At 67.6% G+C, this 24,739-nt stretch carries 34 protein-coding genes, 3 tRNA genes and 1 pseudogene; 33 read left to right on the top strand and 5 right to left on the bottom strand.

Annotated features, from left to right (window positions below; all coding sequences use genetic code 11):
* Nucleotides 1–2: 2 nt before the first annotated feature.
* The 4 genes and pseudogenes from FRZ61_RS18530 (at nt 3) to FRZ61_RS18520 (ending at nt 3,278) form a co-directional block, all read left to right on the top strand.
* On the top strand, nt 3–494 hold the full coding sequence (locus FRZ61_RS18530) for a hypothetical protein (RefSeq protein ID WP_151119120.1): 492 nt from the start codon (nt 3–5) through the stop codon (nt 492–494).
* A pseudogene (locus FRZ61_RS26965) lies at nt 494–928 on the top strand (LamG-like jellyroll fold domain-containing protein); the annotation flags it as partial. The gene FRZ61_RS18530 and the pseudogene FRZ61_RS26965, both read left to right, overlap by 1 nt.
* Before the next feature lie 123 nt (nt 929–1,051).
* A complete protein-coding gene (locus FRZ61_RS26680) occupies nt 1,052–1,729 on the top strand; it encodes a hypothetical protein (RefSeq protein WP_225309300.1) in 678 nt (225 codons plus the stop codon).
* 118 nt (nt 1,730–1,847) lie between these two features.
* Nucleotides 1,848–3,278, top strand: a complete 1,431-nt coding sequence (locus tag FRZ61_RS18520; protein WP_151119118.1) for a hypothetical protein — start codon at nt 1,848–1,850, stop codon at nt 3,276–3,278.
* A 29-nt stretch (nt 3,279–3,307) separates the two neighbouring features.
* Here the strand turns inward: FRZ61_RS18520 and FRZ61_RS18515 are convergent, their stop codons facing one another.
* Nucleotides 3,308–4,186, bottom strand: a complete 879-nt coding sequence (locus tag FRZ61_RS18515) for a hypothetical protein (RefSeq protein ID WP_151119117.1) — start codon at nt 4,184–4,186, stop codon at nt 3,308–3,310.
* A 160-nt stretch (nt 4,187–4,346) separates the two neighbouring features.
* On the opposite strand from FRZ61_RS18515, the gene FRZ61_RS18510 reads away from it, so the two are divergent.
* The 3 genes from FRZ61_RS18510 to FRZ61_RS18500 are packed head-to-tail and all read left to right on the top strand — an operon-like array spanning nt 4,347 to nt 6,515.
* A complete protein-coding gene (locus FRZ61_RS18510) occupies nt 4,347–5,819 on the top strand; it encodes a hypothetical protein (RefSeq protein WP_151119116.1) in 1,473 nt (490 codons plus the stop codon).
* Nucleotides 5,816–6,157, top strand: a complete 342-nt coding sequence (locus tag FRZ61_RS18505; RefSeq protein WP_151119115.1) for a hypothetical protein — start codon at nt 5,816–5,818, stop codon at nt 6,155–6,157. Before FRZ61_RS18510 ends, FRZ61_RS18505 begins: the two co-directional genes overlap by 4 nt.
* Before the next feature lie 4 nt (nt 6,158–6,161).
* Nucleotides 6,162–6,515 carry a hypothetical protein gene (locus tag FRZ61_RS18500; protein ID WP_151119114.1) on the top strand — a complete coding sequence of 118 codons (354 nt, stop codon included), beginning with the start codon at nt 6,162–6,164 and terminating at the stop codon, nt 6,513–6,515.
* Between the two features lie 230 nt (nt 6,516–6,745).
* On the opposite strand, the gene FRZ61_RS18495 is transcribed toward FRZ61_RS18500, so the two are convergent.
* Nucleotides 6,746–7,126: a hypothetical protein gene (locus FRZ61_RS18495; protein ID WP_151119113.1), complete on the bottom strand. Its 381-nt coding sequence runs from the start codon at nt 7,124–7,126 to the stop codon at nt 6,746–6,748.
* Between the two features lie 121 nt (nt 7,127–7,247).
* Here FRZ61_RS18495 and FRZ61_RS18490 point away from each other — a divergent pair, with 121 nt between their 5' ends.
* From FRZ61_RS18490 to FRZ61_RS18425, 14 genes are all read left to right on the top strand, one after another.
* Nucleotides 7,248–8,249 carry a hypothetical protein gene (locus FRZ61_RS18490; RefSeq protein ID WP_151119112.1) on the top strand — a complete coding sequence of 334 codons (1,002 nt, stop codon included), beginning with the start codon at nt 7,248–7,250 and terminating at the stop codon, nt 8,247–8,249.
* Nucleotides 8,246–8,671 carry a hypothetical protein gene (locus FRZ61_RS18485; RefSeq protein WP_151119111.1) on the top strand — a complete coding sequence of 142 codons (426 nt, stop codon included), beginning with the start codon at nt 8,246–8,248 and terminating at the stop codon, nt 8,669–8,671. The genes FRZ61_RS18490 and FRZ61_RS18485 overlap by 4 nt, the downstream gene beginning before the upstream one ends.
* Nucleotides 8,664–9,419: a hypothetical protein gene (locus FRZ61_RS18480; protein WP_151119110.1), complete on the top strand. Its 756-nt coding sequence runs from the start codon at nt 8,664–8,666 to the stop codon at nt 9,417–9,419. The genes FRZ61_RS18485 and FRZ61_RS18480 overlap by 8 nt, the downstream gene beginning before the upstream one ends.
* Nucleotides 9,419–9,985, top strand: a complete 567-nt coding sequence (locus FRZ61_RS18475) for a hypothetical protein (protein WP_151119109.1) — start codon at nt 9,419–9,421, stop codon at nt 9,983–9,985. The genes FRZ61_RS18480 and FRZ61_RS18475 overlap by 1 nt, the downstream gene beginning before the upstream one ends.
* Nucleotides 9,986–9,991: 6 nt before the next feature.
* Entirely contained in the window at nt 9,992–10,345 is a 354-nt protein-coding gene (locus FRZ61_RS18470) for a hypothetical protein (RefSeq protein WP_151119108.1), read from the top strand.
* Nucleotides 10,346–10,481: 136 nt separating this feature from the next.
* A complete protein-coding gene (locus FRZ61_RS18465) occupies nt 10,482–11,750 on the top strand; it encodes a hypothetical protein (RefSeq protein ID WP_151119107.1) in 1,269 nt (422 codons plus the stop codon).
* Entirely contained in the window at nt 11,750–12,214 is a 465-nt protein-coding gene (locus FRZ61_RS26675; protein ID WP_225308890.1) for a hypothetical protein, read from the top strand. Before FRZ61_RS18465 ends, FRZ61_RS26675 begins: the two co-directional genes overlap by 1 nt.
* Nucleotides 12,211–12,411, top strand: coding sequence for a hypothetical protein (locus FRZ61_RS18455; protein ID WP_151119106.1), 201 nt, complete (start codon nt 12,211–12,213; stop codon nt 12,409–12,411). Before FRZ61_RS26675 ends, FRZ61_RS18455 begins: the two co-directional genes overlap by 4 nt.
* Nucleotides 12,411–12,845 (top strand): lysozyme, encoded by a 435-nt coding sequence (locus tag FRZ61_RS18450; protein ID WP_151119105.1) that lies wholly within the window; start codon nt 12,411–12,413, stop codon nt 12,843–12,845. The genes FRZ61_RS18455 and FRZ61_RS18450 overlap by 1 nt, the downstream gene beginning before the upstream one ends.
* 62 nt (nt 12,846–12,907) lie before the next feature.
* Entirely contained in the window at nt 12,908–13,087 is a 180-nt protein-coding gene (locus FRZ61_RS18445; protein WP_151119104.1) for a hypothetical protein, read from the top strand.
* Nucleotides 13,087–13,302, top strand: a complete 216-nt coding sequence (locus FRZ61_RS18440) for a hypothetical protein (protein ID WP_151119103.1) — start codon at nt 13,087–13,089, stop codon at nt 13,300–13,302. Before FRZ61_RS18445 ends, FRZ61_RS18440 begins: the two co-directional genes overlap by 1 nt.
* A 106-nt stretch (nt 13,303–13,408) precedes the next feature.
* Nucleotides 13,409–14,020 (top strand): hypothetical protein, encoded by a 612-nt coding sequence (locus tag FRZ61_RS18435; RefSeq protein WP_151119102.1) that lies wholly within the window; start codon nt 13,409–13,411, stop codon nt 14,018–14,020.
* An 85-nt stretch (nt 14,021–14,105) separates the two neighbouring features.
* Complete coding sequence (locus FRZ61_RS18430) at nt 14,106–14,351, top strand: type II toxin-antitoxin system ParD family antitoxin (protein WP_151119101.1); 246 nt, start codon at nt 14,106–14,108, stop codon at nt 14,349–14,351.
* Nucleotides 14,338–14,658 (top strand): type II toxin-antitoxin system RelE/ParE family toxin, encoded by a 321-nt coding sequence (locus tag FRZ61_RS18425; protein WP_151119100.1) that lies wholly within the window; start codon nt 14,338–14,340, stop codon nt 14,656–14,658. The genes FRZ61_RS18430 and FRZ61_RS18425 overlap by 14 nt, the downstream gene beginning before the upstream one ends.
* Nucleotides 14,659–14,683: 25 nt before the next feature.
* On the opposite strand, the gene FRZ61_RS18420 is transcribed toward FRZ61_RS18425, so the two are convergent.
* A complete protein-coding gene (locus FRZ61_RS18420) occupies nt 14,684–15,658 on the bottom strand; it encodes an HNH endonuclease (protein WP_225308889.1) in 975 nt (324 codons plus the stop codon).
* Nucleotides 15,632–15,720, bottom strand: a tRNA-Ile gene (locus FRZ61_RS18415). The genes FRZ61_RS18420 and FRZ61_RS18415 overlap by 27 nt, the downstream gene beginning before the upstream one ends.
* A gap of 40 nt (nt 15,721–15,760) precedes the next feature.
* On the opposite strand from FRZ61_RS18415, the gene FRZ61_RS18410 reads away from it, so the two are divergent.
* A complete protein-coding gene (locus FRZ61_RS18410) occupies nt 15,761–15,985 on the top strand; it encodes a hypothetical protein (protein ID WP_225308888.1) in 225 nt (74 codons plus the stop codon).
* A 25-nt stretch (nt 15,986–16,010) separates the two neighbouring features.
* Here FRZ61_RS18410 and FRZ61_RS18405 read toward each other — a convergent pair.
* Nucleotides 16,011–16,085, bottom strand: a tRNA-Thr gene (locus tag FRZ61_RS18405).
* A gap of 863 nt (nt 16,086–16,948) precedes the next feature.
* Here FRZ61_RS18405 and murA point away from each other — a divergent pair.
* The 11 genes from murA to FRZ61_RS18345 all read left to right on the top strand — a co-directional run bounded on the left by murA (nt 16,949) and on the right by FRZ61_RS18345 (nt 24,497).
* Nucleotides 16,949–18,235 carry a UDP-N-acetylglucosamine 1-carboxyvinyltransferase gene (gene murA / locus FRZ61_RS18395; RefSeq protein WP_151119098.1) on the top strand — a complete coding sequence of 429 codons (1,287 nt, stop codon included), beginning with the start codon at nt 16,949–16,951 and terminating at the stop codon, nt 18,233–18,235.
* Entirely contained in the window at nt 18,232–18,765 is a 534-nt protein-coding gene (locus FRZ61_RS18390; protein WP_151119097.1) for a DUF2948 family protein, read from the top strand. The genes murA and FRZ61_RS18390 overlap by 4 nt, the downstream gene beginning before the upstream one ends.
* Nucleotides 18,762–19,451 carry an ATP phosphoribosyltransferase gene (gene hisG, locus FRZ61_RS18385; RefSeq protein ID WP_151119096.1) on the top strand — a complete coding sequence of 230 codons (690 nt, stop codon included), beginning with the start codon at nt 18,762–18,764 and terminating at the stop codon, nt 19,449–19,451. The genes FRZ61_RS18390 and hisG overlap by 4 nt, the downstream gene beginning before the upstream one ends.
* Nucleotides 19,441–20,736: a histidinol dehydrogenase gene (gene hisD, locus FRZ61_RS18380; RefSeq protein ID WP_151119095.1), complete on the top strand. Its 1,296-nt coding sequence runs from the start codon at nt 19,441–19,443 to the stop codon at nt 20,734–20,736. Before hisG ends, hisD begins: the two co-directional genes overlap by 11 nt.
* A 10-nt stretch (nt 20,737–20,746) precedes the next feature.
* Nucleotides 20,747–21,235 carry a UPF0262 family protein gene (locus tag FRZ61_RS18375; RefSeq protein ID WP_225308887.1) on the top strand — a complete coding sequence of 163 codons (489 nt, stop codon included), beginning with the start codon at nt 20,747–20,749 and terminating at the stop codon, nt 21,233–21,235.
* A 7-nt stretch (nt 21,236–21,242) separates the two neighbouring features.
* Nucleotides 21,243–21,686 (top strand): arsenate reductase ArsC, encoded by a 444-nt coding sequence (locus FRZ61_RS18370; protein ID WP_151119093.1) that lies wholly within the window; start codon nt 21,243–21,245, stop codon nt 21,684–21,686.
* A gap of 163 nt (nt 21,687–21,849) precedes the next feature.
* A complete protein-coding gene (gene infA, locus FRZ61_RS18365) occupies nt 21,850–22,068 on the top strand; it encodes a translation initiation factor IF-1 (RefSeq protein WP_151119092.1) in 219 nt (72 codons plus the stop codon).
* 24 nt (nt 22,069–22,092) lie between these two features.
* Entirely contained in the window at nt 22,093–22,698 is a 606-nt protein-coding gene (locus FRZ61_RS18360) for a Maf family protein (RefSeq protein WP_151119091.1), read from the top strand.
* Nucleotides 22,699–22,703: 5 nt separating this feature from the next.
* Nucleotides 22,704–23,951, top strand: coding sequence for a ribonuclease E/G (locus FRZ61_RS18355; protein ID WP_151119090.1), 1,248 nt, complete (start codon nt 22,704–22,706; stop codon nt 23,949–23,951).
* Nucleotides 23,952–23,982: 31 nt separating this feature from the next.
* Nucleotides 23,983–24,258 carry a DNA gyrase inhibitor YacG gene (locus tag FRZ61_RS18350; protein ID WP_151119089.1) on the top strand — a complete coding sequence of 92 codons (276 nt, stop codon included), beginning with the start codon at nt 23,983–23,985 and terminating at the stop codon, nt 24,256–24,258.
* A 163-nt stretch (nt 24,259–24,421) separates the two neighbouring features.
* Nucleotides 24,422–24,497: transfer RNA gene (locus FRZ61_RS18345), tRNA-Phe, on the top strand.
* Nucleotides 24,498–24,739 lie beyond the last annotated feature (242 nt).

Genomic DNA, 24,739 nt, shown 5'->3' with positions numbered 1-24,739 from the left:
TGATGAGTTCTGGCGACACCCTTTGCGTCTTTACCCCATACCAGAACGAGCCGCCAGCATCTAACTACGCAACGCTATCACTCCGCAACGGTCACCCCCTTTTGCAATTTGACGCCACGACCACCGAGGCTGCAGTCTTCACGGGGATCATGCCGCAGAACTACGCTAACACAACCGGTGTGACCGTATTCGTCGTTGCAAGTTTAACTACGGCGACCACGGGAACGCTGGGCTGGAGCATTCTGTTCGAACGCATGGACAGTGCGACCGACATAGACTCCGACAGTTACGCGCCTGTCCAAGCCATTACAGCTTCAACAGTGCCGGCTACCCTAGGTCAGCCATTGACTCTTAGTGTCGCTGTCCCAAAGGGAACCAACTTGGACTCTATCGTAGCTGGCGACACATTTCGGATGCGCATTGAGCGCGATACGACAAATGACACGGCCACGGGTGATGCCGAGTTACTTGCCATCGAGCTACGAGAGACCTGATGTCTCGCGCTGGCTGGAGTAACACGAATTTTCTAAGGAATGGCAGCGCACCATTAGTTACGGCTGCACCTCTGACAATGGCATGTTGGTATTTCGCGAATGCGACGGGAACCACTCAGTTTCTGTGGGGCCTATATAACTCTGCGAGTGGCGATAGCCGAAATCAGTTTGCGATTGGGCAAAATATTGCAGGCACGTTGTTCGGCCGGACTTCGGGCTCGTCTTCCTCGGCTCAAGCGAACAGCAGTACCGGAGTCACGACTGGCGCATGGAATCACGCATGCTTTGTCACGTCGTCTTCTTCCAATCGCACCATATATCTTAACGGCGGTAACACCGGAACAAACGCGACCAACTTGAGTCCTTCTGGCTTGAATAGAACGAGTGCCGGGAAGCAGGACAATTCTGCGGGCAGCGGCCTCGCGTTGGATGTTGGGTCGCGTCTAGCCCATCTAGCTTTGTGGAATACTGCGCTCTCCACGAGTGATGTTGCTGCCTTGGCGTCTGCTTTATCGCCCTTGTTGGTCCGACCGGATGCGCTAGTTGGGTACTGGCCTTTGATGGGTCTGTACAGTCCAGAAGTTGGGGTTGTGGGCGGTAGAGACCTTGCGATCAATGGAACATTATCGAGCGCGGAAGAACCACGTCTCTACTGGCCGGCGGTCGCCAAACGAGGCGCCTTCCACAGCATTCCCAGGACCGACATCAGCCTCGGTGGCATCGCCGGCGCCGGATCGGCCGCGGCTCTCGCCAAGTCGGCGGCGAAGACCTTGGCCGCAACCAATGGCGCTTCGGCCGTCGGCGCGACGGCTCTGTCGCTCGTCAAATCGCTGGGCGGATCCGCGGGGGCGGGCCAGGCGGGCGCGATCACGCCGGCGGCGCTGATCGGCCTGCTCGGCCTGCCGGGTGCCGCGGCGCTCGGCGCGCTGGTTGCCGATACCGCGCAACGGATCGATCTGGCGGGTCCGCCCGCGGTCGGTACCGTTGGCACCCTGGCGTCGGCCGTGGCGCTTCTGTTGGCGGCACCTGGTGCCGCGGGGATGGCGGGCGACACCGCCGAGGCGATCGCGGCAGCCCTGGCCGGCCTGGCCGCCGAAACCGGCATCGGCGATCCGACCATCGCCGACAATTGGCGCCGGCTCGACCCCTCGTCGGGGTCCTGGACGCCGACCTCCGGCGAGGCGGCGGATTGGATGGCCGTCCCCGGCGTCGGCGCGGAATGGGGGCGAGCCTAGCCGGACAGAGGCCCGCAGGCCCGGAACCGGACGGGCGCAGTTCCGCGCGGCGTGCTATGCTGCCGGCCGGCTTCGTGGGTTTCCGGCAGTCGCACCTTGGCGGGGGAGGGCGGTCGGCATGTTCACCCGACAGATCGGACCCGGCCGGCATCGTCCGGTCCGAAGGCTCGCGGTTCTTCTGGCCGCGCTGGCCCTGCTGCTCGGCCTGTCCAGCGCAGCGCCCCATGCCCAGCAGGCGGCCACCGGCGACGTGTTCTCCAGCAGCGGCGGCGGGGGCGACGTCTTCTCGAGCAGCGGCGGACGATCCTGCGGCTATCCGGGCCTCAGCTACGACATGAGCCGGCTCGAGGCGGCGGTGAAGAACTACCCCAACGGCCGCCTGCTGATCGTGACGATGCAGGAGAAACGCGAGATCGAGGAGCAGCTCGCGGCGCAGAACCCGCGCGCCACGCCGCGCGTGCAGATGGCGCCCTGCTTCAATTGCAGCCGCGAATACGAGGCCTGCATCCTCTTCAGCCGCGACGGGCCGATCCCGGACGACGTCTTCGCCAGCAACGCGCCGCCGGGCGGCGACGAGTATGGCAGCAATGGCGGAGGCAACCCGCCGCCGGGCGGCGACGATTACGGCAGCAACGGCGGCAACAACCCGCCGGGCTCGGGCGACGACGGGGACCCCGGCTCGAACGGGCCGCTGGCGCCGGTGCTCTATGGCGCCTGCCCGGCCGACTATTCGAACATGGACAGGCCGGGCCTCAGCCCGGAGATGCATTACGCGCTGGGCTTCTCGCAGGCCGCGCGCAAATGCATGGCCGATACGGTCTCGATCCAGAACCTGGCGCTGGCGGCGGCCGCAGCGAAGTTCAAGCAGGTCGCCGCGATCCTGATGGTGCTGGCGGCGCCCCAGGTGCTGGATGGCGTGCTGCATCCGCCCGGCGTCTCGCGCAATCCCGATCCCTATCTGCAGGGCCGGGAGGAGGGCAAGCGGCTCTGCGAATGGGGCCTGAAAGTATCGCCGGTCATGGTGGCGCGCTGCCCGGCGAAATCGCCGGCCAAGCCGCTCACCTGCACGGCGGCCCAGGCGCAGAACGGCTATGGCGTGGCGCAACGTCAGGTCCAGGCCAACGAGCCGACGCGCACGGACTGCTTCCCCTGCAGCCTCGCCTGGCTGATGGGCGAGCATTACACGCCGCCCGCCAGCGGCGGCCGGCCCTGGGATCTCTTTGCCGACATCGTGCCGCTGCTGAAGCAGCGCTTCGGCGAGCTGATCCCGCAGGGGCCGGAACTGCCCTGCTGGCGCCAGCTCGCGCAATCGAAGGGCCTGCCCGGCTCGATGAGCATCACGGCGATCGAGCAGGAGATGCTCGCGGCCGGCGACGGGGCCAAGGGCGTGGTGCTGTGGAAGGGGGTCGGCGAAGAGGCGGGCCATGTGATCGGCGTCAAGAACGAGGGCGGCCAGGTCCAGTTCTGGGACGAGCAGCAGCGCATGGACGGGCGCTTCTGGTTCTCGATGCTCGAAGGGAAGTGGGTCACCTTTTACCGGGTGCAGTAGGCGGGCGGGTGCAGTGGGCAGGGCGCGCCCTATTTCGTGTCGATCCGGTCGAACGCCCGGGCCAGCCATTGGGCGCGGCGCTCGAGGAAGGGCACGCGCAGCGGGTCAGGGGCGCTGTCCACGACCCAATAGGGATTGGTGTTGATCTCCCAGACCTGCAGCCGGCCCTGGCGGAAGCCGTAATCGATACGGCCGTACTCGATCCGCGCCCGCGCGAAGACATCGCGCAGCTCGGCCTCGTGCGGGTTCTCGTCGAAATAGCGCAGCTCCTCGGCCGCCGTCTCCGCATCGACGATGGCGTCGGTCGAGTGCTTCACGATGGGCTTGCGCGAGACATAGACATGGAACGGCTTGATCTCGCCGCCGATGCAGGCCGCGCCGTATTTCCGGACGATGCCCTTGGCGTCGCGCGTGTCGCAGAACTCGACCGCGAGCAGATGGTCGCGCGCGACCGGCAGGCGCGCGACCGCCTCGAGCTCCCGGTCATACTCCTCGGCGTTCTTCAGGAAGCGGGAGAGGGCGCCGTCATGCTCGTCCTCGCGGCGGATGAAGACCGGCCAGCGGGCGGGGCGCCGGGCCTCGTCGAGGCGATAGACGTTGAACCGGTTGATGCCGGTCTCGTGCAGCGTCCGCAGCAGCTCGTAGCGGCGCAGCGACTGCGTCGGATGGTTGAGCAGGCGGTGGCCGCTTGCCTCGAGCCGGTTCCAGGCCTTGACCAGATCGCCCAGCCCTTGCGGCAACACGCGTTCGAGGTCGCTGAAGATCCAGGTCGCCGGCTTGCCGATACGGGTGAACAGGTCGCGCCCATAGACCGAGGCCTCGATCCGGGCCTTGGGGCGGGGGCCGCCGGCCTCGAGATAACGGCGGATCGGGAGAAGGCCGCGTCGGGTGCAGAGAAAGCGGATCATGGGCCTGGCGCCGGTTTCTGCCGGGCGCTGCCAAAGGCCCGTTGCGAACCGCACTCTAGATGGATTCCCGTCCAGGCTGAACGAGAAAGCGGATCCGGCCCGACGGCTCGCGAAGGTCTCCGCGGTCGCGGAAGATCGGTGAAGGGAGGCAAGCAGCGGCATGATCCCGGTGGGGGAATTTCTTCCGGACGGCTCGGCCTTCGAGGGTGCCGGGGCCGCGGAGGCGCTGAACGTGATCCCGGCCGCGCGGAGCTATCGATCGCTCCGAAGCCTGGTCGCCTCGGGTGCGCCGGCCTCGACATCCCGCATCCAGGGCGGAACGACGCTGCGCTCGACCGACCTGACCGTGAAGTCCTTCTGCGGCGACGCGACGAAGCTCCACGGGTTCGACGGCTCGACCTGGTCGGACTATAGCCGGACCTCGGGCGGGGCCTACAACACGCCGACACAGGGCCAATGGCGCTTCGCGCAATTCGGCGATGCCTGCCTCGCGGTCAACGGGTCGGACGCCGTCCAGTCGATCGTCATGGCCGCCGGAACGAATTTCGCGGCGCAGAGCGGCTCGCCGCCGGCAGGGTCGCGCTACGTCGCGGTCGTGCGCGACGTGGTGGTGCTCGGCCGGGACGGATCGAATTCCAACCGGGTGAGCTGGTCCGACGTCGAGAACCTCGATTGGACCGCCGGCGCCGCCGACATCCAGGACATGCCCGATGGCGGGCAGATCATGGGTCTCTTCGGCGGCGACAATCTGGTCGTGCTGCAGGAGCGCTGCATCCGGCTCGGCATCCGCACCGACTATCCCCTGACCTTCACCTTCGACAAGATCGCCCAGGACAAGGGCTGCCTCGCCGAATGGGCCTCGGCGCAGCATGAGAACCTGCTGTTCTTCCTCGCCCATGACGGGTTCCACCTGCTGGTCTCGGGCCAGCAGCTCACGCCGATCGGGGCGGAGAAAGTCGACCGCTTCTTCTTCGAGCATCCCGAGCATGGGGTCGACCTGAACAATCTCCATCGCGTCACGGGCGCGGTCGATCCGGTCAACAAGCTCTATATGGTGAGCTATCCGAGCGTCGGCGGCGGCACCAGCCATCCGGACAAGGCGCTGATCTATCACTGGCAGCTCGGCCGCTGGAGCCGTGCGGAGTTCGGCTGCGACCTGCTGCTCTCGGCGATGGTCCAGTCGAGCTGGAATCTCGACAATATCGACACGCTGATCGGCAATCTCGATGCGACCTCGCTGTCGCTGGACGACCCGGCCTTCACCGGCTCGGGACGCCTGTTCCTGGCGGCTTTCACCTCGGGCCATGAGCTGGGCTTCTTCAATGGCGGCAGCCTGGCCGCGACGGTCGAGACCGGCGAGGCGCAGCTGACGCCCGGCCGCCGTTCGCTGGTGACGGGGATCCGGCCCCTGGTGGATGGCGGAAACGCCGCTGCCTCGGTGGCGCTGGGCAGCCGGAACCGGCCCGGCGAGGCCGTCGCCTACGGCCCGGCGATGACGATGAACGGGAACGGCTTGGTTCCCTTGCGCCACGACGCGCGGTTCCACCGGGCCCGGATCCTGCTCGAGGCCGGCGCCGACTATTCACATATTCTCGGCATCGAGCCCGAGTTCCAGGCGAGCGGCCGGCGATGACGGTGACCTTCAAGCCGCTGCCGCCACCGGCCGGCGCGGGCGGCGAGCCCGGCCTCTGGGCCTATCTGCGGCGCTGCTACGACGCACTGCGCGGCATCCAGGCCGGCAAGCTGAACTGCACCACGACGGTGACGCTGGCGGCCAGCGCGACGACCACGCTGCTGAACGATCCGCGCATCGGGCCGGCCAGCGTCATCCTGTTCATGCCGATGACGGCTCACGCGGCGACGGCGGCGGGCGGACTCCATGTGTCGGCTAGAGCGGCGGGGTCCGCAACGTTCACGCATACCAACACGGCCGACGTCGACAAGACGTTCGGCGTGATCATCATCGGGTGAGGCGATGGCGCAGAAGAGCGGGGGCAAACGCAAATCGCGCAAGGCCGCGCCGCGGCTGCCGCCGATCGTGCTGATCCAGTGGGAGGACAGCGCGCAGGCGGCGGCGGAATGGCAATGGCTGGACCAGGTCCGGGGGCCCTCCATCGCCGACTGCTATACGGTGGGGTTCCTGATCGCCCGGGACCGCCGCGAGCTCAAGGTCGCGATCAATCTCGGCCTGCGGGGCGCCGAGGCGGAGCAGGCGGCCGGCATCGTCGCGATCCCGGCCGCCTGCGTCCGACGGGTGGTGAGGCTCAGGCTTTCTTCTTCGCCGCCTTCTTTTTCGCGGCCGGCTTCTTCCGGTCGGGCCGCTGGGTAAAGGCCGAGGCCGCGAGCTTCCTGACCTCGGCGTCGGTCAGGGATTTCGGATCGCGGAGGGCCTTGGACGCGAGGCTGCCGATAGCCGCACTGTTTTCTCGCTCTTCGCCATGTGACATCTCCCCTTGGTTGTCGTGGCCGTTATGAATCTAGTCCGCCCGGAAGGAAAGGCACAGGGGGGCCCCCGAACGCGGCCGGCGGGGCGGGAACGCCGTCTGCCGGCGGGCACCGTCAGTTGACCATCGTCCGCAGGCGTTTGCGGGTTCCCGCGATCGCCTGTTCGAGGGCCTCGATGCGGGCGGCGTTGCGCGCGCGAAGCGCGTCGGCGCTTGCGGGTGTCATGCGGGGCATGTGCATGCGCTCGTCGTTCTCGGCCATGCCCCGAATGTTGACGAGGGCGTTTCCGAGCCAGCCTTCCAGGCGCCGCGTCCGCTCGAGCTCGTCGGCGGGCGGGGGCCCCGGGTCTTTGACGAAGGTCATGACGCCGGCCCGCGGTGCGGTTTCGTCCGGTAGCGGCGGGTCGCCAAGCGAGACCCAGACGCCGCCGCTCTCGTCGCCGTCCAGGGATTCGTTGATCGACACTCGCACGCCGGACGGCTTGCTTCTGCTCATGGCTCTGCCTCCTTCTGGTTGCATCGTATAGCGCTAAATTCTACCCGATTCGGCCCTGACGAAGCAAAAGAAGGGGGCCTGCAGTGCTCTGAAATAGCTAGATAATCAGGAGTTTTTGACGATGAAATCGGATCTCGCCACGCGCCTCGGCCGCCAGGGCAGGGGCGGCGACACGCTTGTTGCCCATATCTCGCCCCGGGAAGCCATGATGCTGAAGCTCCTGGGCGGGTCGGGCACGCGCAACCCGCGCACGGGGCTGCTCGAGTTCAAATATGGCGGCGACACCAACGAGGGTGGCGCGCACGGGTTTGGCGGGGCCGGCAGCGCGGCCGCGGCCGGCAGGTCCGGCGGCCCGATGGGCGGCACGGGTGCCGCTTTCAAGGGCATGGATTCGAGCGGCAGCATCTCGCGCTCCGGCGTCGGCTCGGCCACGGCGGCCGACAAGATGGTGGCCGACAGCCTGGGGCTGTCGCCCGACGCCTATGGCGGGCTTGCCGGCGCCTATCGCGACCAGGTGACGGACAGCTACGACGACGGCTTCGGCGGCCTCCTGGATTCGCTGTTCGGGCTGCGCGAGAAGCTGGATTACGACCGCGCGCTCGAGGCCGCGCAGAACGCCACCCAGACCGGCACCGCGATCGATCCGACCGCTGGCATGGCGAGTTGGGGCTTCGATCCGGCGGGCTTGATCGGCGGTCTCGCCGGCATGGCGCTGGGCGTGCCCGGGCTCGGGCTCGCGGCGGCGCAGATCAGCGATCTGCTGGGGAGGCCGGCGGAGATCGGCCTCGGCCCGGATGTGTTCGGCGGCTCGACGGGCTCGCCCAGCATGACCGGTACCAGCCAGAACCAAGGACAGGTCGCGCAGGGAGCGGGGCAGAACCTCAACGACGCGATCGGCCGCATCGCGGCGGCGCGGGAGGGCGTTCGACGCGCGGCCGGCGCCCGCCCTCCGGGTTCATCGACCGCGATGGCAGCCGCGCCGCCGATCCCGCGCTCCCGCCCGCCGTCGGGCCTGCTCGCCTATCTGGCGCAGAATCCGGCATGGCTGCCGGGCTATAGCGGTTCCTCACGCTTCGGCGTGGGTGCCGTTGCGCCGATTCCCTATCTGCGGCCGGTCGCTTGACGGTGCTGGTCGGAATCCCGCCCGAGACCGTTGATCGGGTCTGGCCGCTGATCGAGGAACGGATCGAAGAGGCTTGCGCCGCATCGCGCGGCAAGGAAGCGGCCTTCGACATCCGCCGCTCGGCGCGTCATGGCGAGAAGCAGATCTGGATCGCCTGGGACGAAGCCGCGAAAGACGCGCTGGCCGTCGTGGTGACGGAGATCGCGGTCTATCCGCGCAAGACGGTCTGCCATATCCAGATCTGCATCGGCGAGCGGCGCGAGCGCTGGCAGCAGCATGTCTCGGTCATCGAGGCCTGGGCCAAGGCGAAAGGCTGCCGGGGCATGTCCCTCGTCGCCCGCCCCGGCTGGTCGCGCGTGCTGAAGCCGTTCGGCTACGAGCTGACGCATCACCTGGTAGAGAAGGATTTCCACGATGCCTGATTTCGGCGGCGACGGCGGTTCGAGCAAGACGGTGCAGAGCACGGCGCCCTGGGCCCCGGTCCAGCAACCGCTGCAGGATGTCATCGCAAAAGCGGGGCAGCTCTATCACAGCGGCGCGCTCACGCCCAAGGTGCCCGACTTCGCGGCGACGGCGGATTTCACGCCCGAGCAGCTCCAGGCTCAGGCGATGGGCACCGCGCGCGCGGTCAACGGCTCGCCCCTCAATGCGGCGGCGGCCGATTATCTGGGCCGCGTGCTGGGCGGCCACTACCTCGACAGCAACCCCTACAACGCGACGCTGGCCGCGCGCGCGGGCTCGACCATCACCGATCAGCTCTCGAGAGCCGGCCGCTATGGCAGCAACCAGGCGACCGCCCGCGGGCTGGCCGAGGGCCTCGCCCCGGTCCTGAATCAGAATTACCAGACCGAGCGCGGCTATCAGCAGCAGGCCGCGAGCTATGCGCCGCAGCTGGCGAGCCAGGACTATGTCGACATCAATGCGCTGAATGAGATCGGCCAGCAGCGGCAATCGCAGGCCCAGGCGCTGCTGAACGAGGCGGTGCAGCGGTTCAATACAACCTCGACCGCCGACCAAAATGCGCTCGCGACCTATCTGGGATTCCTCTCCGGCCAGGGCGGGCAGACCCAGACCACCAAGACGCCGAATCTGGGCCCGAGCACCCTCCAGCAGGGCGTCGGGGCCGGCATCAGCCTGCTGGGCGCGCTGGCCAGCCTGTGGGGGAGGTGATGGCCTATCCATTGAGCCTGTGGGAGGCGATCGCCGGACTGCTCGGCAGATCCGCCTCCATTCTGCCCGGCTATCCGAGCGACCGCCATCCGCCCGGCTATGACGCCGATGCGGCACGGTGGGCGCAGATCGCGCGGGGCCTGATGGATGCCGGCGTCCGTGTCGCCACGGCGCCCCGCGGCCAGGCGATCGGCCAAGGGGTCCAGGGCCTCGTCGAAGGGCTGGATAGCGGGCGGCGACGCTACGAGGAGGGGCTGCCCGGTGGCACGGACGGCGCGCCGACCGCATCCCGCCTCGGCGCGGGCGATATCGCGCTTCTCGCCGGCGCCGACCCCGGGAGCGCGACAGCCGGCTACGGGCTCCAGCCCGTCCTCGATCCGGGACCGCCGGGCGGCGGCCAGGGTCATGAGCCATGCCGGCTCATCCCGTCGCTGTCGCCCTTCGGGCTCTGCTTCTATTTATGCCCCAGCGGTGCGATCATCCGCGGCAATTCCACCCGTCCCGGTGGCTGCCCGGCTTTCCGGTTTCGCGGCCAAGGGATGGGGCCCGACAGCGACATGATGTGACGGCCGATGACGTTTCCCGGAGTCACGCAACGAGCCGTGGCCCATATCCGCGAAGAACGGCGCAAGCTGCCGCTGCCCGAGCGCGAGCGCTGGCTCCCGGTCGTCGGCGAGGAAGCCGACGTGAAACCGCTCGGGCGATCGATGAATGTCCGGGTCCTGCGCTATCCCGTCCTCGCCTGGTACGAGCGCGAGCAGATTCCCGACGATCTCGTCCGTCATCATGACGGCCTCGATATCGGTTTCGACCTCGATCCCTCGGAGCGACAGCTGCATCGGCACCATGTCGTCGACTATGTCGATGGCCGGCTTGCCTGGGTCGATGCAAGCGATGCCGGAACCAAGAGCGCCGATCATCGCTGACGTCGCCGTGCGGGATTCCTGATCCGCCGGGCCGAACGACACCTGCGATCTCATTCGCCGCCGAAGCCGTCGGGGAGCCGCGCCGACAGCCGTCGCGCGGGTGCTTCCCGCGCGGCTCCGAGCAGCTTTTCCCGGCATGCGCCGAGACCGCCCGAGCGGCGGCAATCTTCAGGGACCGATCGTCATGCCCGTCAAGGACTTCAGCACGACCGCCGGCAGCAATACGGCGATCTCGGGGATCAACATCGCCGAGAGCTGCCCGGCAGGAAATCTCAACAATGCCTTGCGCCAGGCGCTGGCCGATATCCGCGCTTATGCCAACTCGGCCGAATGGTTCGAATATGGCGACGGCGAGGGGACGGCTTCGATCAACTACGCCTCGGGCAGTTCCTTCACCATCGCCGGCGCCGATGTCACCGCGGCGTGGCATGTGGGGCGCCGGATCAAGGCGTCGGGAAGTGCCACCGGCACGATCTACGGCGTCATCGCTTCCTCCTCCTTCGCAACCAACACCACTGTCAATGTCACCTGGGATACGGGCGCGCTGCAGAACGAAAGCCTGACGGTCTGGCTCGGCATCCTGTCGGCCAGCAACGGCGCCGTTCCGCTGGCCTCGGCGACGGCGAAGGGCACGGTGGAGCTCGCGACGACGGCTGAGACGCTCGCCGGCACCGACGCGACCCGCGCGGTCACGCCGGACGGCCTCGCCGCCCTGTGGGAGAAGGGCGCCGATATCGCTTCGGCGGCGACGATCTCGATCGGCGAGGGCGGCTGTTTCCATGTGACGGGCAGCACGACCATCACGGATATCGACTTCGCGACCGACAAGGCCGGACGGACCGCCTGGTTGATTTTCGATGGCGCCCTGACGCTTACGCATCATGCGACGTCGCTGATCCTGCCGACGGGCGCCAACATCACAACGGCGGCGGGCGATGCCTGCCTGGTCTTGTCGGAAGACGGGTCCGAGACGATCCGGGTGCCGGTCTATTGCCGCAAGGACGGGACGCCGGTCGGCGCCGCGATCGCAACCGCGTCCGACATGGAGAGCGCGAGCGATACGACCAAGCTCGTGACCGCGGGCCGGGCGCAGTTCCATCCGGGCGTGGCCAAGGCCTGGGCCTCGGTCACCCTCTCGGGCGGCACGCCATCGCTGGCGGCCTCCCACAATGTTTCCTCGGTCACCGACAACGCCACAGGCACCACCACCGTCAATTTCGCCACCGCCTTCTCGACCGCGACCTACACGGTCGCGGGCATTCCCGAGGATGCCGGCACGAACTTCGATCTGTGGGGCGTCAGCGCCAACAAGGCCACCTCGTCCTATCGCGTCGTCACCGCCGGCGGTTCGACCGAAGGGGTGGGCGATACGAGTTTCTGCCTCGTGTTCTTCGGAGATCAATGATGACGGAACCGGTCCGCATCGCCATCGCCCGCGCGGATGGCGGCGTTTCGATCATGACGATTGCCGGCATCGAGGGCGATGTCTCGGCAGTCGTCGCGGCCGAGATCGAGAAGTGGCAATCGACCAGCCCGGTCAAGGCCATCGGTCATTGGCCAATCCCGGACTCCGCCATTCCCGCCGATCGAAGCTTCCGCGACGCCTGGGCCCAGGAGGGGAACGCGATCACGGTCGACATGACCAGGGCGCGGAGTATCCAGCTCGGGCGGATTCGCGCCGCGCGCGATGCAAAGCTCAAAGCTCTCGACCTTCCGTTTCTCCGGGCGGTCGAGACCGGAGACAGCGCCCGGCAGGCCGAGATTGCCGGCGAGAAGCAACGCTTGCGCGATCTGCCGGCAGCGACCGATCTGTCGAAGGCCGCCACGCCGGAGGCGCTCAAGGCCCTCTGGCCCACGGAGCTGACATGAGCAACGAGCCCGTTCCTCTCACCGAGGCGCAGATCGACGCCATCGCGACCCGGGCCGCCAAGAAGGCGCTCGACCAGGTCTATGCCGATGTCGGCCGCGGCGTGCTGCGCAAGCTCGCCTGGATCGCGGGTCTCGTCGTCCTCGGCCTCGCCTTCTGGCTCGCCGGCAAGGGTTCCTTGCCCTGGAGCGGCCCGTGATGCGCCTGGGCCCTCGCGGTCTCGCCCTGATCCGGTCGTTCGAGAGCCTGCGGCTCGAGGCCTATCAGGACCCGGTGGGCGTCTGGACGATCGGCTACGGCCATACCGGGCCGGAGGTCGGACCCGGCAACAAGGTGACCGAAGCCGAGGCCGAGCGGCAGCTCCAGCACGACCTGGCGGAGCGAGAGCCGGCCCTCTCGGCCCTGCTGCGCGACGGCATCCGCCCTTCGGAGTTCGATGCTCTCCTGAGCTTCGCTTTCAATCTCGGCGTCGCCCGGCTCAAAGGCTCGACGCTTCTGGCCCTGCATAATCAAGGCGACCGGCTGGGTGCGGCCAAGCAATTCCCGCTGTGGGACCGGGCCGGCGGCCGCGAGCTGCGCGGCCTGCTGCGCCGGCGCTTCGCCGAAGCGGCGCTTTATCTCGAAGACAACTGATCGCCTGACGTTCCTGCAACCCGCGGCCTCGCAAAGCGCCGCCGCAACCTCGGAGCTCGACCATGTCCCAATACAACAAGGCCATCGTGGCTTTCCTCGGCTCGCTCGTGACGCTGCTGGCCGCCTTCGGCATCGACCTGCCCTGGGCCACGCCGGAGATGGTGTCCGCCATCGGTGGCGTCGTCACGACCTTCCTGGTCTGGCTCGTGCCGAACAAGCAGCCGGCTTCGGCCCAGAGCTGATGAACACGCTCATCGCCGCCGGCGCCGGCGTCCTCGCAGTCCTCGGCATCGTCTGGCTTGCCTGGCGCTTCGGCAAATCGGCCGGGACCGCCACGAACGAGGCCGATAGCAGCAGTGCTGCGCTCAAGATCGAACAGCGCATGGATCGTGCGGCCACCGATGCGCCGGCCGATCTCGATGGAATCGAGGATACGCTCAGACGGGGCGAGTTCTAGAGCAAGAACGGACCGGTGCCGTGCCATTGCCGGTTGAGTCGGGAAGCCCTAGGCTCGCATTCCCAGGGAACCGAATTTCCGACGACGAACGGGCGCAAAGGCGATCATGCGCGGAGCGAGACGGTGGGTGCTGATCGCCGGGCTGGCGCTGTTCGCCGCGTCCCTGGCCTTGCCCGGCATCGTCCACAAGCCCGACGTCCGATCGAATCCCAAGCATGGCGAATGCGCCTACGCCGTTCAGGACGACGTGCAGTGCGATGCCTTTTCCTTCGGCGGCTCGGGGATGACCAGTTGCGGGCTCGCGGCGGGCGACGCTGCCGGTCGGAGCTTCGTCGACAAGCAAAGGATCCTCGACTATTGCCAGGGCTGGGACGCGCCCGTCGCCGGGGTCGCGCGCGGCTACGAGATCCTGATGATGGGGTGGTTGGGGCCGCTTCTCGGCGTGTTCGCCTGGTATGCGGCTCCCCTGATGGGCCTGGCCCTGCTGCTGTCGCAGATCGGGAAGCGGATCGTCGCAACGGTCCTGGCAGCGGCCGCGCTGGCGCTCGGCCTGCAGTCCTATGCGCTGAAGGCCATTCCCTTCAATGAAAGCTCGATGAAGCCCGAGGATCTCAACTACGTCGATCACCTCGGCGCCGGCTTCTATCTGTGGATCGCGGCACTCGCGGCCTTCGCGGTGTTCTGTTTCCTGGAGAAGGAGACTGCCGCGCGGCACTGAAGATTTTCCTTATGGCAAAAATTGCTGTATCTTTTGACAAAGATTGCCAATTCACGGTAAGCTTCCGAAACAGAAGGAGGCGGTGATGGCAACGATGAATGTTTCGCTCCCCGAGACGATGAAGGCATGGGTCGAGCGTCAGGCCGAAGGCGGCCGCTACGGCAATGCGAGTGACTATATCCGCGACCTGATCCGCAAGGATCAGGAACGGAAGGCCGCGATCGCTGCCTTGCAGGCCGCCATCACCGAAGGCGTCGAGAGCGGAGAGCCGCAGTTCTTCGACGCGGCAGCGTTCAAGCTGCGCATGCGAAAGAAGCATGTCGTCCGGTAAAACGCGGCAATACCGGCTCTCGCCCCGTGCGCTCTCCGACCTCGACGATATCTGGCGATACACGGCGGAAACCCGGTCGATCGAGCAAGCAGACCAATACATCGATGAGCTGGTGCGAATGCTGGCGACAATCGCCGCCATGCCGACGCTGGCGCGGGAGTGCAGCGAGTTCACGCCGCCTGTGCGTATCCATCTGCATGAAGGTCGCCTGATCGTCTACAGGATCGCCGACGATCACGTCGCCATCCTGCGCCTGCTGGGCGGACGGCAGGATTGGGTTTCCATCCTGAAGTCGGCGGATCTGTGATGGCGCGGTGAACGAGCGGCCGGTCCTACGGCTTGAAATCGAAATTCTCGCGATGCCATTTCAGGAAGGCGGGGTGCGGGCGCTCGGAGGGCCGCCGGGGAAGGCGCGCGCAACCATCCTTGTTGATCAGGGCGCGGATGCTATCGGGGTCGTTGGCCTTCCTCGAAATCAGAATCCGCAAGTCGTCGGACAGGCTGATCAATCCCCGATCGAACATCCAATGCACGGTGCCCGACAGGGCGATGCCGTTGCTCACGATATCGGGGCCGTTCGCCTCCACGGGGCGGATATGCGCCGCGGCGACCTCTGCGCGGCCCATGCCGTTGATCAGCTTGAGGCCGCTGATAGCGCAGCGCTCGTCATAGGCGCGCAGGACGACCTGGCGAAAGACGCGATCGCGTATGGCCCTCGTCAGGGTGATGCTCGCCCGATCGCGGCTCTGCTCGAGCTCGAAGGGCGGTTGTTCGTCACGAAGGCTCGACGGCGAAAATTCTCCGGTACGCGGGAGCAGCGGTTCGCTTTCGTTCAGTCCCCGGGCGACGATGCGGTTGAAATCGTCCGCCGACAGCGGGCGGACGGCCCAAATGGCGCGGCCCTGAGAGACCCTGCCTAGCTCGTTCAGCAGGCCGCGCTCGACCACGCCCGAGGCATCGCTGAAAGGGACCGGATTCGCGAAATCGAGATAGCTCTGGGGTTCGATGAGAGCGAGATACATGCCGGTCGCCGTGGGATCGGGAACGACCCGTTCGACCTTGGCCATGGCGAAGTAGCCTCGGGTCCCTCGCACCTTGCGGGGCTCGAGATAGACGATCCAATCGCCGACACAAGCCTCGACACGGCGGAGATACTGAAGGGGAAATTGGTAGCGCTCGGCGGGGCTGTCGTCGTAGATCGAATCCGAGCGGTGAATGAAAACCCCATGCCCCATGAACGGTGCCTGATCCCCACTGAACCAGCAGCCTACGGCACCCGGTGCGCCCGGCCGGATTCGAACCGGCATCTTGCTCCAGTCCGGAGCGAACGGGGTATAAGCCCGCTGTTCTACCGTTGAACTACAGGCGCCCGAGCGTGCCGGTGCGACGACGCGAAAGGATAGACAGCCATGCGGCTCGTCACAAGTTGCGGGCTGCTGGTCCTTTTCTCGCTGACTGCCTGCGCGCACCCCATCGTCACCGCCTGCCCTCCTGTGCCGGCTTATAGTGATGCATTCCAGGCGCGGCTTGCCGAAGAGGTTCATGCCCTGCCTCCCGACAGCGCGCTGGGCAGGGCAATCGTCGACTATGGGCGACTGCGCGCGCAGCTGCGCGCTTGTGCCGGCCAGGGATAAGGCGCCGATGTTCCGGAAGAGGGAATGGTGCCGCCGAGAAGAATCGAACTTCCGACCCCGTCCTTACCAAGGACGTGCTCTACCTCTGAGCTACGGCGGCACGAGCATTGACCCCGTCGAGGGGATAGCATCGGCGGAACGGGTCCGCCAGGGTCCCTCGAGGGCGGCGAAACTTGCCATAAGCCAGCGGGCCAGAGCAAGGCCGAAGGCCAGCCGGTCCGAGACAGTCTAAGGCCTTCCAGGTTAAGAAGATTACCCTTTCCCCGCCGGTTCCGGCGGGCGCGACATCCTGCCCCTGGAATCCCGTTCCGGGATCTCCCCCGCCTCGTGGCAGCGATCGCCAGCTCCTGGAGCCGGCGCCTTCATCCCAATCCCGCCATCTTCCCCCTCCATAGATTCCCCATCTGCAATCGGCGCCGCTCTTTGTGGCGTTCCCGCCTTGACCCCGGCCGACGAGCGGCCTATTTCCGCAGGCGCCCAGGACCAGGAATGCCGGAGCCCTTTCCGATGCCCGACCGGAGCTCGAAACCCCCGCGTACCCCGCCGACTCGTGCCCCCTATGACGGGACGGTTCATGGCGCTGACCAGGATGCGCGGCTCGCCGCCGAATTGCGTCGGAATCTCCTGCGCCGGAAACAGCAGCAACGCGCCCGCGCCGATCATCCGCCCGAGGGCAGCGACCATGCCGAGGGTGACGACGGGGGGCGACACGAACGCTGAACACGACCCTCGGCAGGGCCGCAGAGGCAGGGATCGCAACCTCCCCGTTCGGTCGGCGGAAGACCAGGCTTTTGAATACTCCCCCGGCGGGCCTGTTCCACTAATATCATTATCAAGACGTGGTTGCCTGGGCCGGAGCCGGGGGTCCGTCTTCCGAGATTGATCACCAACAGCCCGGCCGGCTGAGGGGCTACGCGTAGCAGGGCCCGATCGGCGGAACTCCGGAGCATTCGAGGACATTCGATGGACAAGATCCGCGTCCGTGGCGGCAAGCCGCTCAAGGGCGAAATTCCGATCAGTGGCGCCAAGAACGCGGCCCTGCCGCTGATGTCGGTCAGCCTCCTGACCGACGAGACCCTGACGCTGGGCAACCTGCCGCACCTGGCGGATATCACCACCATGGCGGGGCTGCTGGCCCAGCTCGGGACCGAGATCGCGCTCAACGGCCAGTCCCATCCCGGCGGCCATACCGGCCGGATCATGGAGCTGACCAGCCGGAACATCCGCCAGACGCGCGCGGACTACGACCTGGTGCGCAAGATGCGCGCCTCGGTGCTGGTGCTGGGGCCGCTGCTGGCGCGTGCCGGCCGTGCGGAGGTGTCGCTGCCCGGCGGTTGCGCCATCGGCACGCGGCCGATCGACCTGCACCTGATGGCGATGCAGAAGCTCGGCGCCGAGATTGAGCTCAAGGAAGGCTATGTGGTGGCGACGGCGCCGCGCGGGCTGACGGGCGGCTCGGTCGCCTTTCCGATGGTGTCCGTGGGCGCCACGGAAAACCTGATGATGGCGGCGAGTCTCGCCCGGGGGACGACGGAGATCGTCAATGCCGCACGCGAGCCCGAGATCGTCGACCTCGCGAAATGCCTGACCTCGATGGGTGCCAAAATCGAGGGCGCAGGCACGGACAAGATCCTGATCCACGGGGTCGACCGGCTCCATGGCGCCCGGCATGACGTGGTGGTGGATCGCATCGAGACCGGGACCTATGCGATGGCGACGGCCATCACCGGCGGGTCGGTCGAGCTGATCGGCGCCGAGCGCGAGCTGATCGGAACGGTCTGCACCGTGCTCGAGCGGGCGGGTGTGGCCCTCAAGAGCACCAACCGGGGTCTCCATGTCAGCCTCGCCAACGGGCCGCTCCAGGGAACGGATGCGATCACCGAGCCGTTCCCGGGATTCCCGACCGATCTCCAGGCCCAGTTCATGGCCTTGATGACCGTGTCACAGGGAGCCGCCATGATCACGGAGACGATCTTCGAGAACCGTTTCATGCATGTGCCCGAGCTTGCCCGCATGGGGGCCAACATCACGGTGCACGGCGCCTCCGCCATGGTGCGCGGCGTGCCGAGGCTCACCGGCGCACCGGTGATGGCGACCGACCTGCGAGCCTCGGTGTCGCTGGTGATGGCGGGCCTAGTGGCCGAGGGCGACACGATCCTCAACCGCGTCTATCACCTCGATCGCGGCTATGAGCGGCTGACGGAGAAGCTCGAAGCCTGCGGCGCGGACATCGAACGGATTCACGGATGAGCGTGAGTGGCGGACTGAAGCTGCGGGCACGCGACGCCGCCGATCTGGCGATCATCGCCGCCTGCCTGCAGGATGCGCTGGTGCGGCCGCGGGACATGACCTATCTCGCGGCGGAGAAGCGTTTCGCCTTCGTCGCCAACCGGTTCCGCTGGGAGGTCGCCGCCGAGCGGGCGCCGGACGAGCCGACGAGCGCCCCCGCGCGGCCCGCCGCCGGCGATGCCGAGTTCGCGGATGGGGAGGTCCTGGGCCCGGTCTATCAGCGCGTCCATTGCGGTGTCTGTTTCGATCGCGTCCGCGGGGTGAAGCTCAGGGGCTTCTCGCTGGCAAAGGGGCCCGAGTTCCTGGAGCTGCTGACGGTCCAGGCGCAGGACGACACGATCCTGCTCATGTTCGCCGGCAACGCCACGGTACGGCTCGAGGTCGAGGCGGTCCGCTGCCATTTCGAGGATCTGGGCGAAGCCTGGCCGACCGGCTGGCTGCCGCACCATGCGGATGACGAGGCCGCTCCGAACCGGAAGAGCCCCGCATGAGCGGCTCCTCGCGACGCGCGGCAACCCGCGGTGCCGATGCCATCATCCTGGCTTTGCCCAAAGGCCGGATCCTGCCGGAGGTGATGCCGCTCCTGGCGCGCGCCGGCATCGAGGTCGAGCCGGATTTCGACAATGAGCGCTCGCGCAAGCTGCGCTTCGACACCAATATCGAGGGCCTCACGGTGGTGCGGGTCCGCAGCTTCGATGTCGCGACCTTCGTCGCCTTCGGCGCGGCCCATCTGGGTATCGCCGGCAGCGACGTGCTGATGGAGTTCGACTACCCCGAGCTCTATGCGCCGATCGATCTGGGCGTCGGGCGCTGCCGGATCGCCGTGGCCGAGCCCAACGAGTTGGCGGCCAGCGACGATCCCAGCCGCTGGAGCCATGTGCGGGTCGCGACCAAATATCCCGAGACCGCGCGGCGCCATTTCGCCGAGCGCGGCGTGCAGGCCGAATGCATCGTGCTCAGCGGCGCCATGGAACTGGCGCCACAGCTGGGGCTTTGCACGCGTATCGTCGACCTGGTCCAGACCGGGGCCACGCTCAAGGCCAACGGTCTGGCCGAGATCGAGACCATCGCCGAGGTGAGCTCCCGGTTGGTGGTGAACCGCACGGCGCTCAAGCTCCATCCCGAGGCGATCGGCGATCTCGTGTCGCGGATCCAGGAGGCGGTCGATGCCGCTTAAGCTCGACCGGCGCGATCCCTATTTCGAGATGCGCTTCACGGAGCTTCTCGCCGGCAAGCGCGAGGCGCAGCAGGATGTCAACGACACCGTCCAGGCGATCATCGCCGATGTGCGCCGGCGCGGCGACGCGGCCCTGGTCGACTACACGCGGCGCTTCGACCGGATGGAGCTCGAGGCGGGCGCCATCCGCCTGACCGATGCCGAGATCGACGGGGCGGCCGCGCAATGCCCCGCTGCGGTGCGAGAGGCCCTGCAGTTCGCCGCCGAGCGGATCGAGAGCTATCACCGCAAGCTGCTGCCGCAGGACCTCGATTACGAGGATGCCAGTGGCGCGCGGCTGGGTGCCCGCTGGCGGCCGCTGGCTTCGGTCGGGCTCTATGTGCCGGGCGGGGCCGCGGCCTATCCGAGTTCGGTGCTCATGAATGCGGTGCCGGCGCGGGTGGCCGGGGTCACGCGGCTGGCGATGGTGGTGCCGACGCCGGGCGGCACGCTCAATCCCGCCGTCATGGCGGCGGCCCGGATCGCCGGCATCGGCGAGATCCATCGCATCGGCGGGGCCCAGGCGGTCGCGGCGCTCGCCTATGGGACGCCGACCATCCCGCCCGTGGACAAGATCGTGGGGCCGGGCAACGCCTATGTCGCGGCCGCCAAGCGGCTGGTCTATGGGCAGGTCGGCATCGACATGATCGCCGGTCCGTCGGAAATCCTGGTGGTGGCCGATGGCGAGAACGACCCTGCCTGGATCGCGATGGACCTTCTTTCGCAGGCGGAGCATGACGAGGCCGCCCAGTCGATCCTGATCACGGACGACGCGGCCTTCGCCGGCCGGGTCGAGGCGGCGGTCGAGGCCGAGCTGGCGCGGGCGCCGCGGGCGGCCATCGCGCGGGCGAGCTGGGCGTCGCACGGCGCGATCATCCTGGTGGAACGGCTCGAGGATGCCGTGCCGCTGGTGGATCGGATCGCGCCCGAGCATCTCGAGCTCGCGGTCGCCGATCCCGAGCCGTTATCCCTGAAAATCCGGAATGCCGGCGCCATCTTCCTCGGCCGCTACGCGCCGGAGGCGGTCGGCGATTATGTGGCGGGCCCCAACCATGTGCTGCCCACGGCCCGCAGCGCGCGATTCTCCTCGGGGCTCGGCGTCCATGACTTCCTCAAGCGCACCTCGATCGTGCGCTGCGATGCCGAGAGCTTGGCCCGGCTCGGTCCTGCCGCGGTGACGCTGGCGCGGGCCGAGGGTCTCGAGGCGCATGCCCGCGCCATCGCCATCCGCCTCAACCTGCCTTGAGGTGCCTCGCGTGGAGCCGCCGGCCGCGCCCCCGACCAATCGCATCGCCCGGGTGACGCTGGACGAACGGTCCGTCGTGCGGCGCAGCCCGGAGGTCGAGCATGAACGCGCGGTCGCGATCTACGACCTGATCGAAGAGAACAGCTTCTGCCTGGTGGAGGGACCGGCCGGGCCCTACAACCTGTCGCTCGGCATCGAGGACAACCGTCTGGTGCTCGATATCGCCGCCGAGAGCGCCGAGCCGCTGGCGAAGCATATCCTCTCCCTGACGCCGTTCCGCCGCATCGTGAAGGACTATTTCACGGTCTGCGAAAGCTACTACGAAGCGATCAAGCGCTCCTCGCCGTCGCAGATCGAGGCGATCGATATGGGCCGCCGCGGGCTCCATAACGAGGGCGCCGAGCTGCTGCGCGAGCGGCTGGCCGGCAAGATCGAGCTCGACGGGAATACAGCGAGGCGCCTGTTCACGCTGATCTGCGTGCTTCACATCCGGGCATAGGCGGACGATGCAGGACCTGCCCGGAAGCGTTCTCTTCTGCTGCAGCCTCAACGCGATCCGCTCCCCCATGGCGGAGGGGCTGCTCCGCCATCTCCATGGCCACCGGATCTATGTCGATTCGGCCGGCGTGCGCTCCGACAGCGTCGATCCGTTCGCGGTCGCGGTGATGGACGAGATCGGGATCGATATCAGCAAGCACAAATCCAAGAGCTTCGACGAGCTCGAGGACGGTTCCTTCGACCTCGTCGTCTCGCTCTCGCCCGAAGCCCATCACCGCGCCGTCGAGATGACCCGGACCATGGCCTGCGAGGTGGAATATTGGCAGACCATGGATCCCTCCCATGTCGAGGGCAGCCGCGAAACGCGGCTCGAGGCCTATCGCCAGGTCCGGGACAGCCTGATCCGCCGGATCAAGGCCAAGTTCCCCGCGAGCGGCTCCGTCAACCTCTAGGAACGGCCCCGAATCGGCGGAAATGTCGCGTTCTCGGGGCTACCGGCGGGGGTTTGCCCCGGCGGTTCGAGGCGCTATGATCCCGCGCCGCTTTCACCCCCGGAAGGCCGCTGGCCCGCATGCGCGCTCCCGCGAAGATCCCCGGGGCATCGATGGAGTCTGAATGGCGAAAGAAGATCTGATCGAGTTTTCGGGCACAGTGCTCGAGCTGCTGCCCAACGCGATGTTCCGGGTGAAGCTCGACAATGAGCATGTCGTCCTGGCACACACCTCGGGCAAGATGCGCAAGAACCGGATCCGCGTCCTGGCCGGCGACCGCGTGAACGTCGAGATGACGCCCTACGACCTCACCAAGGGCCGTATCACGTTCCGCTTCAAGTAACCCATTCGGGGGTGCTTGCCGGGCATGTCCCCGACCCGTCCCGATTCCATTCCCTTGGTGCTCGCGTCGGCCTCGCCGCGCCGGGTCGATCTGCTGCGCCAGATCGGGATCGTGCCCTCGGCGGTCGATCCCGCCGATATCGACGAGAGCCCCCGCCGGCAGGAGCTGCCGCCGGCCCATGCCCGCCGCCTCGCGGATGCCAAGGCGGAGGTCGTGCGGGCGCGCCATCCGGGCGCCTTCGTGCTGGCCGCCGATACGGTCGTGGCCTGCGGCCGGCGCATCCTGCCCAAGGCGACGGATGCCCGTACCGCGCGGGACTGCCTGACCTTGTTGTCGGGCCGCCGTCATCGCGTGCTGGGCGCGGTGACGCTGTTCGGTCCCGACGGCCGGCGGGTGCGCCGTCTGGTGACGACCGTCGTCATCGTCAAGCGGCTGTCGGCCTCCGAGATCGACGCCTATCTCGCCAGCGGCGAATGGGAGGGCAAGGCCGGGGGGTATGCGATCCAAGGCCGCGCCGCCGCGTTCGTGCCGACGATCATCGGCTCCTATTCGAACGTGGTGGGGCTGCCGCTCCATGAAACCGCGGCCCTGCTGCGGGGCCTCGGTTTCGCCTGGGACGAGCGAGGCTAGGCCTCATGCCGAAGGCCGAGCCCGCGCGGGTCTTTGTCGCCGAACGCGGCGAGGAACGTCACGTGGCGCTGTGGCGCCGCGGACGGCTCGCCGCCTATCGCATCGACGCTCCCGACCGGCGCGACCGCAGCGGCGCCTTGTTCCTGGGGCAGGTGGTGCGGGTCGATCACGGCCTGGATGCCGCCTTCGTCGCTTTCGACCAGACCGAGGCCGGCCTTGATACCGGGCTGCTGCCCCTGCGCCGGGGCGAAAAGCGCGTCGAAGGCGATCGCCTGCCGGTCCAGGTGATGCGCGATCCCAGCGGCGAGAAATCGCCGAGGCTAACCGCAGCCCCCATTCTCGAGGGCCGCTTCGTCGACCTTCTGGCCAAGGAGAGCGGCGTCCATATGGCGGGCGTGGCGTTCACGCCGGAAGAGACGCGACGCTTGCACACGGCGTTGCGCGGCCTCTCTGCCCAGAGCCAGGCCGGCCTCCGCCTGACGCTGCGCGCGGCGCACGCTCCGGTCGACAGCATCGTCAAGGAAGCGTCGATGCTGGCGGCGAGCTGGCAGGGCTGCGCCGAAGCCTCGACCCAAGCGACCGCTCCCGGCCCCTTGCGGCCGGCGCCGGGCGCTCTGCTGTCCCTGTTGCAGGAGCTGCCGGGTGAAGAGGCGGTCTTGCTCACCGCCGACAATCGCACCCTGGCGCGACGGATCGAGACCGAGCTTGCCGCCTCGGCCATCGAAGGGGTCGCCATCGAGGTGCAGCCGTTGCGCGATTGGGTTCCTTCCCCGGCCGACCTGGAGGAGGCTGTCCAGAGCGCCCTCGAGCCGCGGCTGGCGCTTTCCGGCGGCGGATGGCTCCTGTTCGAGCCGGGCGAAACCCTGACGGCCATCGATGTGAACAGCGGGACGGCATCCGACCGCCGCCCGGCCGCCAGCCGCACCGATCTGCGGCTCAAGCTGAATTTGCAGGCTGTCGAGGCGATCGCCCATCAGCTGCGCCTGCGCGCCATCGGCGGGCTGGTGGTGATCGACTTCATCGATATGGAGAGCAGCGCCGACCGTGACCGGGTGGTGAAGGCCCTGCGCCACGCGCTTGCCGACGACCCCGCGCGAACCCGCGTGTTGCCGATGTCGGATCTGGGACTGGTGCAGATGACCCGGCAACGGCGCGGTGCTCCTCTCACCGAGCTGTTCCTCGGGCCTTGCGAGGCCGGCGAGGCGACCGGTAGGCTGATGCGCCGGCGACCGATCGGGGGCAGCCCCGGATGAACAACGAAGCCATGAGAATCGAACCGGATCGATGAGCGCCAAGATCGAGGATCTCGCCCGCCGCCGGGCGGAACGCGAACGGCGCGCCCAGCAGGAGGCGCCGCCAACCCGCGAGGCGGGCACCGTGCCGGCCAAAGGCGGTCGCTGTCCGATCTGCGGGCGTCCTCGCGATCCCGTCCATCGCCCGTTCTGCTCGAAGCGCTGCGCCGAGATCGATCTCGGGCGCTGGCTCAAGGAATCCTATCGCGTCCAGACCGACGAGAGCCCCGAGGACGAGGTCCCGTCCCGGGACGGGGATGCGGAATAGCCGGCCCGGGACAGCTCCGCCCCGGTCCGCCGGCGACCCTGCTCGACCCTGAATTTCTCCGCGATTTTAGCCGGTTAGCGGTCAAGGGGGCGGCCTCCGGCCGGGCTGGACAGCCCCAGCGGTTTTCTCTATAAGCGCTCGTCTTGTCCGACCGAATGATCCCGCCCAGGTAGCTCAGATGGTAGAGCAGGGGACTGAAAATCCCCGTGTCGGTGGTTCGATTCCGCCCCTGGGCACCATTCGCTCCAAGAGAACGCGCTCGCGGAGAGGCATTCCGGCATAATCGACCGGACTCCTCGTCTCGACCCGCGGTCCATGTCCACGGGTTCCGGCCGCCCTCTCTTCTTCGTTCTTCTTCGTTTCGCGGCGTCCGCGACGCCATGTATGCCCTCAGCGCTGACGCGGCTGGGACATCGTGGACGACCTGTTGCCGATCCTGGCGGCTCTTGCCTCCACTCTTCCCGCCTTGACGCGCGGCGCT

It is taken from the genome of Hypericibacter adhaerens (genome assembly GCF_008728835.1).
Classification (GTDB): domain Bacteria; phylum Pseudomonadota; class Alphaproteobacteria; order Dongiales; family Dongiaceae; genus Hypericibacter; species Hypericibacter adhaerens.
The sequence above is the reverse complement of the archived record's forward strand: the minus strand, read 5'-3'. Positions and strand labels throughout refer to the sequence as shown.

Bases quoted from the DNA above. Each gene is read 5' to 3' on its own strand.
- infA (WP_151119092.1), top strand. From the start codon at position 21,850: ATGGCGAAAGAAGATCTGATCGAGTTTTCGGGCACAGTGCTCGAGCTG.
- FRZ61_RS26675 (WP_225308890.1), top strand. From the start codon at position 11,750: ATGACGGAACCGGTCCGCATCGCCATCGCCCGCGCGGATGGCGGCGTT.
- FRZ61_RS18390 (WP_151119097.1), top strand. From the start codon at position 18,232: ATGAGCGTGAGTGGCGGACTGAAGCTGCGGGCACGCGACGCCGCCGAT.
- FRZ61_RS18520 (WP_151119118.1), top strand. From the start codon at position 1,848: ATGTTCACCCGACAGATCGGACCCGGCCGGCATCGTCCGGTCCGAAGG.
- FRZ61_RS18360 (WP_151119091.1), top strand. From the start codon at position 22,093: ATGTCCCCGACCCGTCCCGATTCCATTCCCTTGGTGCTCGCGTCGGCC.
- FRZ61_RS18530 (WP_151119120.1), top strand. From the start codon at position 3: ATGAGTTCTGGCGACACCCTTTGCGTCTTTACCCCATACCAGAACGAG.
- FRZ61_RS18505 (WP_151119115.1), top strand. From the start codon at position 5,816: ATGACGGTGACCTTCAAGCCGCTGCCGCCACCGGCCGGCGCGGGCGGC.
- FRZ61_RS18445 (WP_151119104.1), top strand. From the start codon at position 12,908: ATGTCCCAATACAACAAGGCCATCGTGGCTTTCCTCGGCTCGCTCGTG.
- FRZ61_RS18500 (WP_151119114.1), top strand. From the start codon at position 6,162: ATGGCGCAGAAGAGCGGGGGCAAACGCAAATCGCGCAAGGCCGCGCCG.
- FRZ61_RS18495 (WP_151119113.1), bottom strand. From the start codon at position 7,126: ATGAGCAGAAGCAAGCCGTCCGGCGTGCGAGTGTCGATCAACGAATCC.
- FRZ61_RS18350 (WP_151119089.1), top strand. From the start codon at position 23,983: ATGAGCGCCAAGATCGAGGATCTCGCCCGCCGCCGGGCGGAACGCGAA.
- FRZ61_RS18435 (WP_151119102.1), top strand. From the start codon at position 13,409: ATGCGCGGAGCGAGACGGTGGGTGCTGATCGCCGGGCTGGCGCTGTTC.
- FRZ61_RS18440 (WP_151119103.1), top strand. From the start codon at position 13,087: ATGAACACGCTCATCGCCGCCGGCGCCGGCGTCCTCGCAGTCCTCGGC.
- FRZ61_RS18430 (WP_151119101.1), top strand. From the start codon at position 14,106: ATGGCAACGATGAATGTTTCGCTCCCCGAGACGATGAAGGCATGGGTC.
- FRZ61_RS18425 (WP_151119100.1), top strand. From the start codon at position 14,338: ATGTCGTCCGGTAAAACGCGGCAATACCGGCTCTCGCCCCGTGCGCTC.
- FRZ61_RS18410 (WP_225308888.1), top strand. From the start codon at position 15,761: ATGCGGCTCGTCACAAGTTGCGGGCTGCTGGTCCTTTTCTCGCTGACT.
- FRZ61_RS18355 (WP_151119090.1), top strand. From the start codon at position 22,704: ATGCCGAAGGCCGAGCCCGCGCGGGTCTTTGTCGCCGAACGCGGCGAG.
- FRZ61_RS18470 (WP_151119108.1), top strand. From the start codon at position 9,992: ATGACGTTTCCCGGAGTCACGCAACGAGCCGTGGCCCATATCCGCGAA.
- FRZ61_RS18490 (WP_151119112.1), top strand. From the start codon at position 7,248: ATGAAATCGGATCTCGCCACGCGCCTCGGCCGCCAGGGCAGGGGCGGC.
- hisD (WP_151119095.1), top strand. From the start codon at position 19,441: ATGCCGCTTAAGCTCGACCGGCGCGATCCCTATTTCGAGATGCGCTTC.
- FRZ61_RS18420 (WP_225308889.1), bottom strand. From the start codon at position 15,658: ATGCCGGTTCGAATCCGGCCGGGCGCACCGGGTGCCGTAGGCTGCTGG.
- FRZ61_RS18475 (WP_151119109.1), top strand. From the start codon at position 9,419: ATGGCCTATCCATTGAGCCTGTGGGAGGCGATCGCCGGACTGCTCGGC.
- FRZ61_RS18455 (WP_151119106.1), top strand. From the start codon at position 12,211: ATGAGCAACGAGCCCGTTCCTCTCACCGAGGCGCAGATCGACGCCATC.
- FRZ61_RS18515 (WP_151119117.1), bottom strand. From the start codon at position 4,186: ATGATCCGCTTTCTCTGCACCCGACGCGGCCTTCTCCCGATCCGCCGT.
- FRZ61_RS18465 (WP_151119107.1), top strand. From the start codon at position 10,482: ATGCGCCGAGACCGCCCGAGCGGCGGCAATCTTCAGGGACCGATCGTC.
- FRZ61_RS18480 (WP_151119110.1), top strand. From the start codon at position 8,664: ATGCCTGATTTCGGCGGCGACGGCGGTTCGAGCAAGACGGTGCAGAGC.
- murA (WP_151119098.1), top strand. From the start codon at position 16,949: ATGGACAAGATCCGCGTCCGTGGCGGCAAGCCGCTCAAGGGCGAAATT.
- FRZ61_RS18450 (WP_151119105.1), top strand. From the start codon at position 12,411: ATGCGCCTGGGCCCTCGCGGTCTCGCCCTGATCCGGTCGTTCGAGAGC.
- FRZ61_RS18510 (WP_151119116.1), top strand. From the start codon at position 4,347: ATGATCCCGGTGGGGGAATTTCTTCCGGACGGCTCGGCCTTCGAGGGT.
- hisG (WP_151119096.1), top strand. From the start codon at position 18,762: ATGAGCGGCTCCTCGCGACGCGCGGCAACCCGCGGTGCCGATGCCATC.
- FRZ61_RS18370 (WP_151119093.1), top strand. From the start codon at position 21,243: ATGCAGGACCTGCCCGGAAGCGTTCTCTTCTGCTGCAGCCTCAACGCG.